We start from the raw sequence: 16,538 nt of genomic DNA, 5'->3' as shown, positions 1-16,538 counted from the left end.
AAGTGTAATACGGAATGTAGTAAACTACGTAATTTTAAATAAGGAACAGGGGGAAGCAATATGTCAAACGAAGTTGTGATTGTTAGTGCCGTACGTACGGCGATAGGATCCTTCATGGGTTCGCTAAAAAATGTTCCAGCGCAAGAGCTCGGTGGAATCGTCATTAAGGAAGCATTATTGCGTTCTGGAGTAAAGGCGATCGATGTAGATGAAGTGATCATGGGGAATGTGCTTCAGACAGGCCTTGGTCAAAATCCAGCCCGTCAAGCTGCTATTAAAGGTGGGCTTCCAGAGACAGTTCCTGCAATGACAATTAATAAAGTATGTGGATCTGGCTTGAAAGCGGTTCACTTGGCAACACAAGCAATTCGAGCAGGTGATGCTGAAATTGTTGTTGCGGGTGGAATGGAAAATATGAGCCAAGCGCCATATTTCCTTCGTAATGCGAGGGAAGGATTTAAGATGGGAGATCAGAAACTCATCGATAGTATGATTTCAGACGGACTTTGGTGTGCATTTAATGATTACCATATGGGCATCACTGCGGAAAACCTTTGCGATCGCTATGAAATTACGAGGGAAGAACAAGACGCATTTTCAGCTGCATCCCAGGAAAAGGCTGCTGCTGCAATTGAGAACGGAAAATTCCAAGACGAAATCGTTCCGGTAGAAATACCTCAGCGTAAAGGCGATCCGGTAGTATTTGACACAGACGAGTATGTAAAAGCAGGAACGACTAAAGATAAATTAGGAAAATTACGCCCTGCCTTTAAAAAAGATGGCAGTGTAACAGCAGGCAATGCTTCTGGCATTAACGATGGAGCTGCTGCTTTTGTCGTTATGTCACGGGCAAAAGCGGATGAGCTTGGGATTGAACCGTTAGCAGTAATTACTGCGAATGCACATGCAGGTGTCGACCCAGCAGTCATGGGTATCGGACCTGTCCAAGCTGTGAAAAACGTACTCCAAAAGTCAAATATTGACCTTGCAAATGTAGACCTAATTGAAGCGAATGAAGCATTTGCAGCTCAATCGCTAGCGGTCGATCGTGAGTTGAATTTCGATAAAGAAAAGTTGAATGTGAACGGGGGAGCTATCGCATTGGGTCACCCAATTGGTGCAAGCGGTGCAAGGGTTCTCGTTACATTAGTACATGAAATGAAAAGACGCGATGCAAAAACAGGTCTAGCTACATTATGTATCGGTGGTGGACAAGGCGTTGCGACAATCGTTCAACTTCCTTAAACGAAAGAAGGTGGATTGAATGGCAAAGAAAAAAATGAGAGCAGCCGCTCCCGTAAAGCGTGACAATGAACAAGCGACACTTTCTGAAGCGCTAGACAATGAGGTGCTCTTGAAATTGCAAGCTGCCAAAAAGGAAATGACAGCAAAAATTGAGGCAGAAGAAGCCGAACGACAAGCGAAGATCCAACGGGAACGGAAAGAACGTGAGAAGAACAAAAGCTTTGCTGAATTGCTCGAAGAATACGGAGATAGTGGCTCAAAGTATTAAATAAATGAACCGGGTGGAAACTACCATCCGGTTTTTCTTTGTATTAAAAGACAAACGAACGGTGAATAGAAGGGGAATTGCTACACATCCTATTGTTGATTACATGATAAGGAGTGATATAGGATGAAAAAATTAGTGATTTTCCCACTTTCGGCACTACTTATGTTTGTTTTAGTAGGGTGTTTAAACACGCAAGATGCGAACAACTCGAATGGTAATGATACAAACGACAACAATAGGGCTACGGAAAACGCAGGTGTCGGAGAATCTGCTCAAGGAAACAATGTACTTAACGATAACAACACAAACAACAGCGGACAATCGAAAGTGGAAGTAGCTGATGACGCCGCAGAAAAAATTACAGCGATGGAAGAAGTATCAGCCGCAAATGTCCTAGTGACGAATCGTAATGCGTATGTCGGTGTCGCTTTAAACGAAGGCGCTACGGAAAGTGAAGAGTTGAAAACAAAAATAGCAGACGAGGTTCGAAAAGTGCGTTCTGACTTTAACAATGTTTATGTGTCGTTCAATCCTGATGTCGCCGATCGACTGACAGAGTATGGGAACCAAATACGTGCAGGTGATCCAGTCGAAGGATTCTTTGAAGAATTTATGACAGGCATCAATCGGATGTTCCCAGAAGCGAAATAATTGATAAAATCGGCTTGATTGCTGTATTAACGTTTATCGGAAAGAAGGAAGAGGTATTTTATACATACCTCTTCTTTATAATTGTGACGAAATTATGACAAGTGTTTTATTTCGTAAATTGCACACACAATTCGACATTATTTTCAAATGAAGTACATTATGATTAGCTAGGGTAAAAAATTTAACGGAGGAAATACGATGCGCTTGATTATTGGTAAACATCTTTTATCTTTTAAAATTCACATGTTGAGATCAAAGATGGTGAATTTGGCAAAAGACCGGGGGTTTACGCATCCGGCAGTCGTAGCATGCAGCCAAGAATTGGATTCATTATTGAATCGATATCAAAATATAGCATGAAAAAAAGACATACCGGCGTAAGGTATGTCTTTTTCAATTAAGCTAATTTCGCAAGCTCGCTTTTCAATTCTACAACCCAAGAGAATGGATCGGCCTCTTTTCCTGTCTGGATATTGGAAAGTGTGTCGAATAAGTGCTTCGCCAACGGCCCTGTTTCACAATTGTTAATAATCATCTTATAGCCATCCCAATTCAACTCACCGACAGGAGAAATGACGGCTGCCGTTCCAGTTCCGAATACTTCTTCAAGTTTCCCTTCTTCATAGGCTTCCCGTACTTCATCCATTGAGATTTTCCGTTCTGACACAGGTATATCCCAATGACGTAGCAATTGAAGAATCGATTTCCGTGTAATTCCTTCCAAAATGCTTCCGTTGATGGCAGGTGTAATGACTTCTCCATTTATTTTGAAGAAAATATTCATGCTGCCCACTTCTTCAACATATTTACGTTCGACGCCGTCTAACCAAAGCACTTGGGAATAACCGCGCTGACCTGCAACTTCCTGGGCTTTCAGACCTGCCGCGTAATTGCCTGCAGTCTTTGCACCACCTGTACCGCCTTTCACGGCTCTGACAAATTCATTTTCGACGAGAATTTTGATTGGATGTATGCCTTCTTTGTAATAGGATCCGACTGGCGATAAAATAATGAAAAATTGATATTTCTTCGCTGGTGCAACACCAAGAAATGCTTCATTTGCTATGACAAATGGTCTTATGTACAAGGAAGTACCTTCTAAAGTAGGAATCCAATCCTTTTCAATACGGATAAGTTGTGTCAAAGCATGCAATGCAACTTCTTCGTCAATTCTCGGCATGCAAAGTCGATCCAGCGAAAGATTCAAGCGTTTCATATTTTCTTCGGGGCGGAATAAGCGCACAGTTCCGTCATGAGCTGAGCGGTATGCTTTCATACCTTCAAAGACGGTTTGCCCATAATGCAAGACGATTGATGCAGGATCCAAAGTAACGGGAGCATAAGGAACGATACGATGACTATGCCAGCCTTTACCTTCGTCGTAATCCGCAACAAACATGTGATCCGTGAAGCTTCTGCCAAACATGAGATTCTCGGGATTCGGTTTCTCTTTTTTTGAATCGCTAAGTTTAATCTGGATGGGTAATCTTGTCATTCCGATCAATCTCCTCATTGAATAATAAAAAAACGTATTGTGTTGAATAAAATAATTATACTGCTTTTTTAGAAAAATGGAAGAGATAAATTATTGCATTATTATTACAACTTTGAAAACGGTTACAAAAAGTCTATGTTTGTATGTATGTTTTTCCGCTTGTACAATAGACCTAAAATAAAGAAAAGGTGTTTGAGATGGAGCAAATTATTATTATCGGAGCAGGTATCCTTGGCGCTTCAGTGGCTTATCATTTGGCGGAACAGGGAGCTAAAGTAGTTGTAGTCGATCGGAAGGACAAAGGGCAGGCAACCGATGCGGCAGCAGGAATCATCTGTCCTTGGCTTTCCAAGCGTCGAAATAAAGCTTGGTATGCATTGGCAAAAGGAGGCGCATCCTATTATCCAGAGTTGATTAGACGTTTGGAGAATGATGGTGAAACTGAAACAGGCTATCGGAAAATCGGTGCAATCAGTTTACATCGTGAAATGGATAAACTTGAAAAGCTGGAAGCACTCGCTTTGAAAAGAAGGGAAGAAGCACCAGAAATTGGTCGTGTGAAGCTGCTTGATGAACGTGAAACGTCTACTCTTTTCCCGCCATTGTCAGAAGGCTTCTCATCTGTCTATGTGGAAGGTGCAGCGCGTGTCGATGGAAGAGCATTAAGAGAGGCACTAATCAATGCTTCTAAAAAACACGGAGCAATCTATAAGGGTGGTTCAGCATCACTTGCTGTAGAAGAAGGTAACGTATCCGGAGTCATTGTTGGCGAGGAATTAATAAAATCATCTAAAGTAATCGTTACAGCAGGTGCGTGGGCGGGGGAATTGTTTACACCTTTAGATTTAGACGTTCAAGTGACTGGCCAAAAGGCACAAATTGTCCATTTGCATTCGGACAAGTATGAGACGTCAAACAGTCCGGTTATTATACCCCCGACAGACCAATATATAGTACCGGCGGATGATGGGAAAGTTATCGTCGGTGCAACACACGAGGATGATGCTCTATCCATGTTCCGGCCGACAGCTCGTGGAATTCATGAAGTGCTCGACAAAGCATTAAACGTTGCGCCTGGTTTGGATGAAGCAGTATTTGAGGAAGTACGCGTCGGCATCCGGCCGTTCACACCTGGCTCCCTTCCTGTATTCGGAGAAGTACCAGGTCATCCCGATATGTTGTTTGCAAATGGATTAGGCGCATCTGGATTAACGGTAGGACCATACGTAGGAAAACAGTTGGCGCAGATAGCCCTTGGACGCGAAGTCGATATCGACGTTTCGTTGTATGAGGTGAAAAATGCATTTAGCAAGACAGATAATCGATTGTCGTAAAAACCGACTATTTTATTGTTGCAATCCCCGAAACAAAAGTTTACAATGAAAACAAATGTTTAAAAGGGTGATGGAATTGAATGAAAGGGAAAGGGCTGTACTGGACTTAATACGAGCCAACCCTTATTTATCACAGCAGGAAATGGCGGATCACCTTGGAATTTCAAGACCTTCCTTGGCAAATATTATTTCCGGTTTAATAAAGCAAGGAAAGATAGCGGGGCGGGCATATATTCTTCCTGAAGAAAAGGAAATCATATGCATAGGTGGAGCAAACATTGACCGGAAATTCCATTTGGACGAGCCTACGCAACTCGGAACATCAAATCCGGCTTCTATGACAGTTTCTGTCGGCGGCGTCGCTCGGAATGTAGCTGAAAACTTAGGTCGTCTTAATCATCACGTTCGGCTTCTTACAGTAGCGGGAAATGACAGTGATTGGGACGTAATCGTCCGGGAATCCTCCTCATATATGGATGTATCGGACGTAGGCCAGTTGATTGGAAAATCGACAGGTTCCTATTCAGCTGTATTGGATCCGGAAGGTGAGCTTGTCATTGCATTGGCGAACATGGAAATTTACGACTACTTGACGCCTGTTTACTTGGAGGAAAAGTCAAGAATTATTTCGAACGCATCCATGATTATTATCGATTTGAATTGTCCGAAGGAATCTGTCGATTATATTAAAAGCCTGGCAAGTCAAAATGGAAACCCACTTGTAATCATTCCTGTCTCTTCTCCGAAAATGAACAGGATGCCGAGCGATCTGAAAGGTGTCACATGGTTCATCTGTAATCGAGATGAAGCAGAGACATATACAGGTTTGTCGATTGATGATGAGTCGGACTGGAAGAAAGCTGTCCATGAATTACTTGCGTTTGGCGCCGAAAATGTCGTTGTCACTGCAGGGTCGAGAGGAATTATGGCGGCTGAGGCTGGTGGGGAAGCGATACATTTTCCTGCTGTTGAGAACGTGCATGTAGAAGATGTAACTGGAGCTGGCGATGCATTTGTATCGGGATTGCTTCATGGTCATTTAATTGGTGCGACATTAGAAGAAAACGTCCGCATGGGATTATTAAATGCGGCGAAGACGTTGGAATGCTCCTACACGGTAAGACCGGAATTAACAAGAGATCTTCTGAAAAAAGAAATGGAGGAATTACATTGAAACAATACTTATCATATTCACAAGAAGTCCAAGAAGCTATGGCGGCAGGGAAACCTGTAGTCGCTTTAGAATCGACAATTATTTCACACGGAATGCCTTACCCGCAAAACGTGCAAACTGCAAGAGAAGTTGAGCAGATTATCCGTGATAACGGTGCAGTTCCTGCAACAATTGCTATCATCGATGGGAAAATCAAAATCGGTCTATCTGACGAAGAGCTTGAAATGTTCGGCAATAGCCAAGGAGTTGCAAAAGTTTCAAGACGCGATATTGCATATTTGATCGCTACGAAACAGCTTGGAGCGACAACTGTTGCTGCTACGATGATTTGTGCTGCACTTGCAGATATTAAGATTTTCGTTACAGGCGGTATCGGTGGTGTTCACCGTGGTGCTGAAACGACAATGGACATTTCTGCAGACTTGGAAGAGCTTGCGCAAACGGATGTTGCTGTCATTTGTGCTGGTGCGAAATCCATCTTGGACCTTGGCTTGACGCTTGAATACTTAGAAACGAACGGTGTGCCGGTTGTCGGATACGGTACAGATGTCCTTCCTGCATTCTTTACACGTGAAAGTGATTTTGGTCTTAATATCCGCGCTGACAAGCCGGAAACAGTCGCTGACATGCTTCGTGTGAAATGGGATCTTGGATTAAAAGGCGGCGCAGTTATCGCAAATCCAATTCCAGAAGCAGACGCAATGGACAAAGCGTTCATCGACGGAATCATCGAAGCAGCCCTTAAAGAAGCGGAAGAGCTTCATATTGCAGGAAAAGATGTTACACCATTCATGCTAGGAAAAGTAAAAGACCTTACAGAAGGTACTAGCCTTGAAGCAAATATCGCTTTAGTGAAAAACAATGCGGTCGTCGGCGCACAAATCGCCGTTGCTTTGAACGCTTAATAATAGAACATTGAAAAGGGCTGTCCAGGAAATTGTCTGGACAGCTATTTTTTATAGAAACTGTAATGCCTGCGTCCAAAGCTAGCGGTCCCGTGTCCAAAGTGAGCCGTCCCACGTCCAAAGCGTGCCTACCTGCGCCCAAAGCAGGCCGTCTCGCGTCCAAAGCGAGTCTCCCCGCGTCCAAAGCAACCAGTCCCGCGCTCAAAGCAATCCATCCGACCGCTATTCTCCTTTTAGGACAATCTCTTATCTAGTACAATGAAAAGGTATTGTATAGAGAAGGAGTTACTAACATGAAATTAATTTCTTGGAATGTTAATGGGCTTAGGGCTTGCGTCCGGAAAGGGTTTCTGGACTATTTCAAAGAACAAGATGCAGATATTTTTTGCATACAGGAAACGAAGCTGCAAAGCGGCCAAATCGAGCTTGAGCTTGAAGGGTACCACCAATATTGGAACTATGCGCTAAAGAAAGGCTACTCGGGTACAGCTGTTTTCACGAAAGAAGAACCGATTGCTGTAACATACGGGGTAGGTGAATCCGAAACTGAAGATGAAGGACGAATTTTGACGTTGGAATTTCCTCAGTTTTACTTGGTCAATGTGTATGCACCGAATGCACAAAGAGATTTAGCTCGACTTCCTATCCGATTAGAGTGGGAAAAAAGGATGAGGGCTTATTTATTGCAATTGAAAAGCTCAAAATCTGTCATCCTTTGCGGCGATCTAAATGTTGCCCATCAAGATATCGACATACGTAACTACAAATCAAACGTAGGGAATTCAGGATTCACGGTTGAGGAAAGAGGAGAATTTACGGCACTATTACAAGAAGGGTTCATTGACACATTCCGTCATTTACATCCAGATACTGAGGGAGCATATACATGGTGGTCTTATATGAGGGATGTCAGAGCGAGGAATATAGGGTGGCGGATTGACTATTTCCTTATATCGGATTGTCTTCTACCATATTTAAAAACAGCGGATATTCATGCAGAAGTAATGGGAAGCGACCATTGTCCAATCTTGCTGAAAATGGACTTCGCTTAACCAAAGTAAACTATTTATGAAAAAAGAATTATTTTTTGTGTAATTATGCAGATAAATGTATATAGGTAAATAGATTCTATTCATTGTATTTTCAAGCTTTTCAGTTCGATGATTCACACATTTATTAATGGAAAATACTTGTTGAAAACTGTTCTATACATGATATAATTAAAACCTAAATAACACATCCACTCATATAATCGCAGGGATATGGCCTGCAAGTTTCTACCGGTCCACCGTAAATGGACCGACTATGAGAAGCAAAGTAGAAAAGGTTCATGCGTTCATGCATGCGGCTTTTTTATTCATTCGGTTAATTCAAACCCCGAATGACCTTGCTCCACTCATGAAATGAATGGATGCACGGTCATTTGGGGTTTTTCATTCCTTTTGATCGTGGACAAAAAGGAGGAACATCAGGTTGAAACAGCTTCAAGAAAAAATCATTCAGGACGGTAAGGTGCTGTCTGATCAAGTGTTGAAAGTGGATTCGTTTTTGAATCATCAAATCGATCCCCCACTTATGAAGGCAATCGGAGAGGAATTTGCGGAACGATTCAAAGAGGACGGTGTAACAAAGATCCTTTCTATCGAATCATCCGGAATCGCCCCAGCAATGATGGCTGGTTTAGTATTGGGCGTCCCTGCGATTTTTGCCCGTAAACGCAAATCATTAACGATGAGCGAAAATTTATTTACAGCTGACGTTCATTCCTTCACGAAAAATGAAACGAATGAAATCTCTGTCTCTAAAGACTTCTTGAAAAAAGGAGACAAAGTTTTAGTTATTGATGATTTTCTTGCAAATGGACAAGCAGTCCTCGGGCTTCTAAATATTGTGGAGCAGGCGGAAGCTGAGCTCGTTGGCGTCGGTATCGTCATTGAAAAAGGCTTTCAGCCAGGAGGCGCGATGATCCGGGAAAAAGGGATTCGTGTTGAATCATTGGCAATAATTGAATCACTTGAGCTAGGAAAAGTCGAATTTAAGGAAGAAGGGTCATCATTATGAAATCAGCTGTATTAGGCATCCAACATTTACTCGCTATGTACGCTGGCGCAATACTTGTGCCACTAATTGTAGGATCGGCAATCGGTTTGTCTTCTACCCAATTAACATACCTCGTATCGATCGATATTTTAATGTGTGGGATCGCGACAGTATTACAAATTATGAATAATCGGTTTTTCGGAATTGGATTGCCGGTTGTACTAGGATGTACGTTCACAGCAGTAGGCCCAATGATTTCCATCGGAGGCAATTACGGAATTTCTGCAATTTACGGGGCGGTCATCGCTTCTGGACTAATTATTGTTCTTATTAGTACGTTTTTCGGGAAGTTAATTAAATTCTTCCCGCCAGTCGTAACAGGATCAGTCGTTACAATCATCGGAATTACATTAATACCTGTAGCCTTGAATAATATGGGCGGAGGATTTGGAGCGCCTGATTTCGGATCATCTACGAACATCATTCTTTCATTTGGAACATTGCTATGCATTATTCTTTTATACCGTTTTACAACTGGTTTCGTTAGATCAATCTCGATATTGCTTGGAATGGCTGCTGGTACAGTAGCGGCGATGATGTTTGGCATCGTTGATTTCAGTGCAGTGAATGAAGCTTCCGCATTCCATTTAGTAACGCCATTTTATCTCGCAACACCGACGTTCCATCTCATTCCTATCTTAACAATGACGTTGGTCGCGATGGTTTCATTAGTCGAATCAACAGGCGTGTACTTTGCGTTAAGCGATATTTGTGAGAAAGACGTCAATGAGAGAGATTTAGCAAAAGGGTATCGCTCTGAAGGATTGGCTTCAGTAATTGGTGGGATTTTCAACGCGTTCCCGTATACGACATTTTCCCAAAACGTCGGTTTAGTTCAAATGTCAGGCGTTAAATCACGTAGAGTCATTCTCATTACAGCTATTATGCTTGTATCATTAGGTTTCATGCCAAAAATTGCTGCAATGGCAACAGTCATTCCGACTCCAGTTCTAGGCGGCGCGATGGTCGCAATGTTCGGGATGGTTATTTCACAAGGGATCAAAATGTTGAGCAAGGTTGTTGGGGAATCGCAAGAGAATGCGATGATTATCGCTTGTTCAGTAGGACTCGGCCTGGGCGTATCCGTCGTTCCTAACATTTTTGCTAGCTTACCTGAAAGCTTCCAAATGTTAACGGGCAACGGAATCGTAGCCGGCAGCTTAACAGCAATTGCGTTAAATATCATCTTCAATATGCTCCCTTCGAAAAAACGCAAGCAGCCAGTTCAATTAACAGGGCAAGAAGTATAATCTTAATACGATAGACAAAACGAGACTCCATTGCAGAGTCTCGTTTTTGTGTTTTTCCTTCTATACTAACAGCATACATGTTAATCTATTGTTAATAATATCCAAGTATTCACTTCGCATTTGAGTAAGATTGAGAACGGTAAAATAGGTTAATTCGTGCCTGAGAAATAATAAATGTTGAAAGAGTGATTACATGTTCATATACGAATTCATTGAGCAAATTAATGAAAAATACCCGAGTATTGACAAGTTCAAACCTGCATCAGAAGAGATGATTAGAGCATATGAGAAAACTATTGGTTATCCCTTGCCTCCATCATTTAGCGCATTTTTGAAACAATTCTCTAACGGCATCTTCTTATTGGATTGTGAACCAATAGGTGGAGTCGACAAAAACTCCCCTTGCTCCGATATTCGTAACGTTCACGATATTATTCCGGATGTGCCAAGTCAAATACTCGCAGAAGAAACTAATGAATTAATTGAATCAACCAGATTAATTTCTTTCACTATGTTTGATGCTGGTGATAGTTCGAATAATCATTGGGTATTCATATGTGATGATAATGTAAGAAATAATGATTACAGGGTTGGTTTCATAAGCCAAGATACGAAGAAAATTATTAAAATTCTAAGCAACTTTGAGGAGTGGTTAAAAATCTTATGGGAATATGATAAACATGGTGATATAAATCTTCCTGTTTTCCACGTATTATTTCCAACTTTTGACCAAAGGGTATCGTTGTTGCAGGAAAAATAATACGAATATGTACTGGTGGCTTTTTGAAGTGTAGGATAAAACGAAAAAAACGAGACTCCATCGTAGAGTCTCGTTTTCCATTCACATATTGTCCATCGTAGCTAGTATAACAGTACTATGGTCGATGCTCTTCGTATCGATGTGCTTCAGTCATTTGTGGAACGGATTCAACTTCGGATCGCTCCACTGCTTTTTCATAAGCTATGATCGAATCAAGAAGCTGCTCCTTTGAACTAGCGCCAATCAAAGCGGTGGCAACAACATCTTGCTTTAGGTTGAATGATAGGGCGAGAGAATGCACGTTGGTAGTGGATTCATGCACCTTTGCTACAGTTTCTTTCAGACTTCCAGCATCATAGGCTGCAAAACCATCCATCTTTGCGACCCTCGACATGCCTTCATCCGTCAATAATCCCTTTGCCAATGTCCCACGAGTAATGACCGACGCTCCCGCTTCATGAATCATAGGGAACCATTCCTCCGGCCGCCGATCCAGTAGGCTATATTGCATCATAACGGAAACGGCAGAGCTGTTCGTTAAAAATCGTTCAATGACGTTCGGTCGTATCGAAGAAATACCATACTGTCGAATGACCCCTTCCTTCTTTAATGCTTCGAATGCCTCAATAGTTTCCGATGCATCATCCTCCATCGTTCCACCGTGCAATTGATAAAGGTCTATGTAGTCGGTACCAAGACGTTTCAAGCTGTCTTTTACGGCTTCCATTATATATTTTTTGGAAGCATCCCATACCCAGCCATCCTCCCCTGGAAGCATACGATTGCCGACCTTTGTCGCAAGAATGATTTCGTCACGCCGACCTTTCAATGCTTCGCCGACCAAAGATTCATTTCTGCCGCCAGCGTATAAGTCTGCTGTGTCAAAAAAATTGATACCGGCTTCCAATGCCACATCAACTATGCTTTTCACTTCTTCCAAGTCGTCGGGGAATGACATGCATCCAAGTCCTAGTTCAGATACATACATGCCGCTATTTCCAATCTCTCTCTTTTTCAATGGAGCACCTCCGGAATTGTTTTCATCTACTTAATGAAAACTGTACAATGTAGAAGTTGATAGGGAAAGTTTGATGCTTGAATGAATGATATGGAGTGTGTCGATATGAATCGTTTTGAGGAGAGAACTGTTGCATCTGAAAAAATATTTGAAGGGAAAATCATTTCCCTCCGTGTCGATGAAGTCGAATTACCCGATGGCAAGCGGGCGAAAAGGGAGCTCGTCGACCATCCAGGAGCTGTCGCCATCATCCCGATAACCGATGAAGGTAAACTCATTCTCGTTGAACAGTATAGGAAGGCATTGAACCGGTCCATCATAGAAATTCCCGCAGGCAAGATCGAGCTAGGTGAAGATATTGAAGTAACAGCCCTCCGTGAATTGGAAGAAGAGACGGGTTATGGGGCTAACCAATTTGAATACCTTCAATCATTCGCAACATCACCTGGATTTGCAAACGAAATCATTCATATTTTCGTAGCACAAGGACTATATAAAATAGACAAGCCTGCCGCAGGCGACGAAGACGAATTCATCCAACTGATCGAATGCACAATTGAAGAAGCGGAACAAATGGTGCTGGATCAACGGATTTATGATGCGAAAACGGCATTTGCAATCCTCCACGCGAAAAAACTATTAAATAAATGAGCCATTATGAAGATGAACAAATGATTGTACTAAGTAGCTCCAGTTGCTTGAAGTGCAGGTGCTCGACTCCTGCGAACGCCGTTACGAAGAACGGCGTTTGCGAGCACAAGCGTAGCGTTGCGAGCAGATTAAGGCTGCCTTAATTTCTGCAAAAGGCGCAGAAATACGGCAAATCGAACCCTTCGTTGTTCGATTGGAAAGCGTCCGCCTGGAACGAAAAGCAACAGTTTAAACACTTTTTCATTCATCATATAAAGGAACGGACAAGCATACGTTATAGAAACGATGCGGAGGTGAAGCCTATGGTCCGTTCCTTATCATTTATCCATCTATTTATCATACTAGCCGTCGGATATATCGGCGGAGCATTGTTATTCAGGGAAATTCCAGTAGTTGCAACCGAAAAATGGATCGGCTTTTTCGATCCGAGAGTCATTTCATCCACTGATGGAACTATCGTCAGACCCTTTATAACATTGCTCCTGTTTTTTGTTGTGACATTCCTTCTATCTGCGAATAGCAAAACACGACATGCGATTTTATTCTTCGGCGCAGTCAAATGTGTTTTATTCGGATTATCATCGTCTTTCCTCCTTTATTCAGGAATGAAAATATGGGAATACGCGATTTGGTGGTTCCCGTTCCAATTCATATCCTGTCTCATATTCCTTATATATTGCGTTGTATTAAGCCCGCCTTATTTCAGCAAGGTATCAAGGAAAGCACGGAATTTGCAAGCAGTTCCTGTATTAGCGGGATTGTCATTCTTCATTTTCTTATTGGAGATTACGATATTCCATTTTCTCATTCGCTAATCGAATTGGAAGTCTCCTATTTCCTTTCTGTTGTAACAAAGAACGCCTCTTTGGTATAATGGTATTAGTGTTGAGGGGGGCGTCATATGGAGAGCCGGATTGAACGGATCAAAAAGCAATTGCACGGGGCCAGCTATAAGTTGACGCCTCAGCGGGAAGCTACGGTCTTGGTCCTTCTTGAAAATGAAGAAGATCACTTAAGTGCTGAAGACGTTTTTTTACTCGTTAAAGAAAAAGCGCCGGAAATTGGACTTGCCACTGTCTATCGGACATTGGAACTGCTGACAGAACTAAAGATTGTCGATAAGATTAATTTTGGTGACGGTGTCTCCCGTTATGATTTACGTCAAGAAGGGGCATCGCGTTTTCACCATCATCTCATTTGCATTGAGTGTGGGAAAGTCGCGGAAATACAAGAAGACCTTTTAGGCGATGTAGAGAAAATTGTCGAAAGCCGATATGGATTCAATGTAAAGGACCATTGGTTAACTTTCCACGGAGTTTGCGCAAGCTGTAAATCAGTAGGAAATGACAGTAAAAAGTGAAATGGGGATGGCATGATGCTATCCCTTTTATTATTGCGTCTAGACTCCGGGCGCCAGAGTCTCGGGTCATAAGTCGAAGCTGCTATGTGGCAAAAAAACGCCACGCCGCATCTTCGCCTTATGCCCGTCGCCTCTAGGCAGGCGCCCTTCGCTTTTGATTCTGGAGGAGTGTGATTAGTTTGAAGGATGCTAAGTTTGCGTTAGAGGATTACATACACTTTTTAAAAGTAGAACGACAGCTGTCGCAAAACACGGTCACTTCCTATAAAAGAGACCTTTCGGATTATTTGGACCAACTGGAAAAGGCGGGAGTCGGGTCAATTGACGACATTGATCGTTCCGCGATCCTGCAATATTTACATAGCTTGAAAGAGCTAGGGAAATCGTCAAGAACGGTTGCAAGGCATATTTCTTCCATTCGTTCATTCCATCAATTTCTCTTACGGGAAAAAGTAACGACGCAAGACCCGACTGTCCATTTGGAAATGCCGAAGCTTGAACAAAAACTTCCCTCAGTCTTATCGGTTACGGAAGTGGATAAATTAATTTCCATGCCGGAAAGTAGCAAGCCACAAGGGAAAAGGGATATCGCAATGCTCGAGTTGCTTTATGGCACAGGGATGCGTGTTAGTGAGCTAATTGGTTTGAATGTGGATGATATTCATATTTCGATGGGGTTTGTCCGTGTTTTCGGGAAAGGTGGCAAGGAAAGGATTGTTCCGCTAGGTGGCGGTGCAATGAATGCGTGCACAGCTTACATTCGGGAAGCGCGTCCTACTTTCATTGCAAAAACGAAGGGCTCTGATGCACTTTTCGTCAATATGAGAGGTAGTCGCTTGACGCGGCAAGGCTGTTGGAAAATAATTAAAGGATATGCTATGGAAGCGGGTATACAAAAAGAACTGACCCCACATATTTTACGTCATTCTTTTGCGACCCATCTCATTGAGAATGGGGCGGATATTCGCGCAGTTCAAGAAATGTTAGGACATGCGGACATTTCCACTACACAAATTTATACGCATGTGAGCAAGGCGAGATTAAAAGATGTATATGTGAAATTCCATCCCCGTGCGTGAAAACATGGTGGACATAATGGAAATTTTGAATACTGGAGGTATAGATTATGGAAGAAACGAAATTTAACCGTATACATTTGATTGTCCTTGACTCTGTCGGCATCGGTGAAGCGCCAGACGCGCATTTATATGGAGATGAAGGCGCGGATACGCTCGGCCATATAGCGGAACAGATGGGCGGATTAAAAATGCCGAATATGGGGCGTCTAGGTCTTTCCAACATTAAAGAAGTAAAAGGAATTGAAGTTGAAGCGAATCCTGCAGGGATTTATGGAAAGATGCAGGAAGCATCCGTCGGAAAAGATACGATGACAGGTCATTGGGAATTAATGGGGTTGAATATCGATAAGCCATTCAAAGTATACCCGAATGGTTTCCCAGAGGAGCTTATTAATGAGCTGGAGAAACGAACAGGTAGAAAGGTGATTGGTAATAAGCCGGCGAGCGGAACCGGGATCATCGATGAGCTCGGCCAAGAGCATATGGAAACAGGTGCAATTATCGTTTACACGTCTGCAGATCCAGTTTTACAAATTGCTGCGCATGAAGGGATTATTCCGATTGAAGAGCAATATCGTATTTGTGAAATTGCCCGTGAACTTACATTAAATCCAGAATTTCTAGTGGGCCGCATAATTGCCAGACCATTCGTCGGAGAACCTGGCAACTTTACACGTACGTCGAACCGGCATGATTATGCTTTAAAGCCTTTCGACAGAACGGTTATGAATGAACTGAAGGACGCTGGTGAATCGGTCATCGCTGTTGGTAAGATTTCCGATATCTTTAATGGCGAAGGCGTCACGGATGCTGTACGGACGGTGAGCAATATGGACGGCGTCGACAAATTGATCGACGTGATGAATTCTGATTTCACTGGTCTAAGCTTTACAAATCTCGTTGATTTTGATGCGCTATATGGACACCGGAGAGATCCGATTGGTTATGGTAATGCATTGCAAGAATTCGATGCTCGCTTACCGGAAATTATCGATGCGTTGAAACAGGATGATTTGCTTATTATTACAGCTGATCACGGTAACGACCCTACGCATAGCGGAACAGATCATACGAGGGAATATGTTCCGTTAATCATTTTCTCACCGTCATTTAAAGGTGGCGGCGAATTGCCATTGAGAAAAACATTTTCGGATGTAGGGGCGACAATTGCCGAAAACTTTAATGTGAAATCACCAGAGTTTGGAGAAAGCTTTTTACACTCATTAATTGAAAAGGTGTGATGGTTGT

18 protein-coding genes and 1 riboswitch are annotated in these 16,538 nt (G+C 42.6%); of the genes, 16 read left to right on the top strand and 2 right to left on the bottom strand.

The window, feature by feature from the left end; genetic code table 11:
- The first annotated feature begins 60 nt into the window (after positions 1-60).
- The 4 genes from QM454_RS14465 to QM454_RS14450 all read left to right on the top strand — a co-directional run bounded on the left by QM454_RS14465 (position 61) and on the right by QM454_RS14450 (position 2,524).
- On the top strand, positions 61-1,245 hold the full coding sequence (locus tag QM454_RS14465) for an acetyl-CoA C-acetyltransferase (RefSeq protein WP_432359170.1): 1,185 nt from the start codon (positions 61-63) through the stop codon (positions 1,243-1,245).
- 19 nt (positions 1,246-1,264) lie between these two features.
- Positions 1,265-1,513, top strand: coding sequence for a YqkE family protein (locus QM454_RS14460; protein WP_432359168.1), 249 nt, complete (start codon positions 1,265-1,267; stop codon positions 1,511-1,513).
- Positions 1,514-1,636: 123 nt separating this feature from the next.
- Positions 1,637-2,164, top strand: a complete 528-nt coding sequence (locus tag QM454_RS14455; protein WP_432359166.1) for a YhcN/YlaJ family sporulation lipoprotein — start codon at positions 1,637-1,639, stop codon at positions 2,162-2,164.
- A 198-nt stretch (positions 2,165-2,362) separates the two neighbouring features.
- On the top strand, positions 2,363-2,524 hold the full coding sequence (locus tag QM454_RS14450; RefSeq protein WP_432359164.1) for an aspartyl-phosphate phosphatase Spo0E family protein: 162 nt from the start codon (positions 2,363-2,365) through the stop codon (positions 2,522-2,524).
- Positions 2,525-2,561: 37 nt separating this feature from the next.
- Here the strand turns inward: QM454_RS14450 and QM454_RS14445 are convergent, their stop codons facing one another.
- Entirely contained in the window at positions 2,562-3,659 is a 1,098-nt protein-coding gene (locus QM454_RS14445; protein WP_432359162.1) for a branched-chain amino acid aminotransferase, read from the bottom strand.
- A gap of 197 nt (positions 3,660-3,856) precedes the next feature.
- Here QM454_RS14445 and QM454_RS14440 point away from each other — a divergent pair, with 197 nt between their 5' ends.
- The 7 genes from QM454_RS14440 (at position 3,857) to QM454_RS14410 (ending at position 11,182) form a co-directional block, all read left to right on the top strand.
- On the top strand, positions 3,857-4,993 hold the full coding sequence (locus QM454_RS14440; RefSeq protein ID WP_432359160.1) for an NAD(P)/FAD-dependent oxidoreductase: 1,137 nt from the start codon (positions 3,857-3,859) through the stop codon (positions 4,991-4,993).
- Between the two features lie 76 nt (positions 4,994-5,069).
- The gene (locus QM454_RS14435; RefSeq protein ID WP_432359159.1) at positions 5,070-6,167 is read left to right on the top strand and encodes a carbohydrate kinase; all 1,098 of its coding nucleotides are present in this window, start codon (positions 5,070-5,072) and stop codon (positions 6,165-6,167) included.
- Complete coding sequence (locus QM454_RS14430) at positions 6,164-7,072, top strand: pseudouridine-5'-phosphate glycosidase (RefSeq protein ID WP_432359157.1); 909 nt, start codon at positions 6,164-6,166, stop codon at positions 7,070-7,072. Before QM454_RS14435 ends, QM454_RS14430 begins: the two co-directional genes overlap by 4 nt.
- A 293-nt stretch (positions 7,073-7,365) precedes the next feature.
- On the top strand, positions 7,366-8,124 hold the full coding sequence (locus tag QM454_RS14425; protein WP_432359156.1) for an exodeoxyribonuclease III: 759 nt from the start codon (positions 7,366-7,368) through the stop codon (positions 8,122-8,124).
- A 172-nt stretch (positions 8,125-8,296) separates the two neighbouring features.
- Positions 8,297-8,398, top strand: a riboswitch (purine riboswitch).
- A 147-nt stretch (positions 8,399-8,545) separates the two neighbouring features.
- Positions 8,546-9,133, top strand: coding sequence for a xanthine phosphoribosyltransferase (locus QM454_RS14420; protein ID WP_432359154.1), 588 nt, complete (start codon positions 8,546-8,548; stop codon positions 9,131-9,133).
- Entirely contained in the window at positions 9,130-10,422 is a 1,293-nt protein-coding gene (locus QM454_RS14415; RefSeq protein WP_432359152.1) for a nucleobase:cation symporter-2 family protein, read from the top strand. The genes QM454_RS14420 and QM454_RS14415 overlap by 4 nt, the downstream gene beginning before the upstream one ends.
- Before the next feature lie 193 nt (positions 10,423-10,615).
- A complete protein-coding gene (locus QM454_RS14410) occupies positions 10,616-11,182 on the top strand; it encodes an SMI1/KNR4 family protein (RefSeq protein WP_432359150.1) in 567 nt (188 codons plus the stop codon).
- Between the two features lie 115 nt (positions 11,183-11,297).
- On the opposite strand, the gene QM454_RS14405 is transcribed toward QM454_RS14410, so the two are convergent.
- Positions 11,298-12,200 (bottom strand): aldo/keto reductase, encoded by a 903-nt coding sequence (locus QM454_RS14405; protein ID WP_432359148.1) that lies wholly within the window; start codon positions 12,198-12,200, stop codon positions 11,298-11,300.
- A gap of 105 nt (positions 12,201-12,305) precedes the next feature.
- Here QM454_RS14405 and QM454_RS14400 point away from each other — a divergent pair, with 105 nt between their 5' ends.
- The 5 genes from QM454_RS14400 to deoB all read left to right on the top strand — a co-directional run bounded on the left by QM454_RS14400 (position 12,306) and on the right by deoB (position 16,531).
- Positions 12,306-12,851, top strand: a complete 546-nt coding sequence (locus QM454_RS14400) for an NUDIX hydrolase (RefSeq protein ID WP_432359146.1) — start codon at positions 12,306-12,308, stop codon at positions 12,849-12,851.
- A 302-nt stretch (positions 12,852-13,153) separates the two neighbouring features.
- Entirely contained in the window at positions 13,154-13,666 is a 513-nt protein-coding gene (locus QM454_RS14395; RefSeq protein ID WP_432359144.1) for a hypothetical protein, read from the top strand.
- An 86-nt stretch (positions 13,667-13,752) separates the two neighbouring features.
- The gene (locus QM454_RS14390; protein ID WP_432359142.1) at positions 13,753-14,211 is read left to right on the top strand and encodes a Fur family transcriptional regulator; all 459 of its coding nucleotides are present in this window, start codon (positions 13,753-13,755) and stop codon (positions 14,209-14,211) included.
- Positions 14,212-14,390: 179 nt separating this feature from the next.
- On the top strand, positions 14,391-15,290 hold the full coding sequence (gene xerD / locus QM454_RS14385) for a site-specific tyrosine recombinase XerD (RefSeq protein WP_432359141.1): 900 nt from the start codon (positions 14,391-14,393) through the stop codon (positions 15,288-15,290).
- A 47-nt stretch (positions 15,291-15,337) separates the two neighbouring features.
- On the top strand, positions 15,338-16,531 hold the full coding sequence (gene deoB / locus QM454_RS14380; protein WP_432359140.1) for a phosphopentomutase: 1,194 nt from the start codon (positions 15,338-15,340) through the stop codon (positions 16,529-16,531).
- Positions 16,532-16,538 lie beyond the last annotated feature (7 nt).

The sequence above is a fragment of the Sporosarcina sp. UB5 genome, assembly GCF_050859005.1.
Lineage (GTDB): Bacteria > Bacillota > Bacilli > Bacillales_A > Planococcaceae > Sporosarcina.
This window is presented reverse-complemented; position numbering and strand designations above follow the sequence as displayed.

Coding starts and splice junctions, on each gene's coding strand:
- QM454_RS14450 (WP_432359164.1), top strand. CDS start 2,363: ATGCGCTTGATTATTGGTAAACATCTTTTATCTTTTAAAATTCACATG.
- QM454_RS14415 (WP_432359152.1), top strand. CDS start 9,130: ATGAAATCAGCTGTATTAGGCATCCAACATTTACTCGCTATGTACGCT.
- QM454_RS14400 (WP_432359146.1), top strand. CDS start 12,306: ATGAATCGTTTTGAGGAGAGAACTGTTGCATCTGAAAAAATATTTGAA.
- QM454_RS14460 (WP_432359168.1), top strand. CDS start 1,265: ATGGCAAAGAAAAAAATGAGAGCAGCCGCTCCCGTAAAGCGTGACAAT.
- QM454_RS14445 (WP_432359162.1), bottom strand. CDS start 3,659: ATGACAAGATTACCCATCCAGATTAAACTTAGCGATTCAAAAAAAGAG.
- QM454_RS14425 (WP_432359156.1), top strand. CDS start 7,366: ATGAAATTAATTTCTTGGAATGTTAATGGGCTTAGGGCTTGCGTCCGG.
- QM454_RS14410 (WP_432359150.1), top strand. CDS start 10,616: ATGTTCATATACGAATTCATTGAGCAAATTAATGAAAAATACCCGAGT.
- QM454_RS14440 (WP_432359160.1), top strand. CDS start 3,857: ATGGAGCAAATTATTATTATCGGAGCAGGTATCCTTGGCGCTTCAGTG.
- QM454_RS14395 (WP_432359144.1), top strand. CDS start 13,154: ATGGTCCGTTCCTTATCATTTATCCATCTATTTATCATACTAGCCGTC.
- QM454_RS14465 (WP_432359170.1), top strand. CDS start 61: ATGTCAAACGAAGTTGTGATTGTTAGTGCCGTACGTACGGCGATAGGA.
- QM454_RS14390 (WP_432359142.1), top strand. CDS start 13,753: ATGGAGAGCCGGATTGAACGGATCAAAAAGCAATTGCACGGGGCCAGC.
- QM454_RS14455 (WP_432359166.1), top strand. CDS start 1,637: ATGAAAAAATTAGTGATTTTCCCACTTTCGGCACTACTTATGTTTGTT.
- deoB (WP_432359140.1), top strand. CDS start 15,338: ATGGAAGAAACGAAATTTAACCGTATACATTTGATTGTCCTTGACTCT.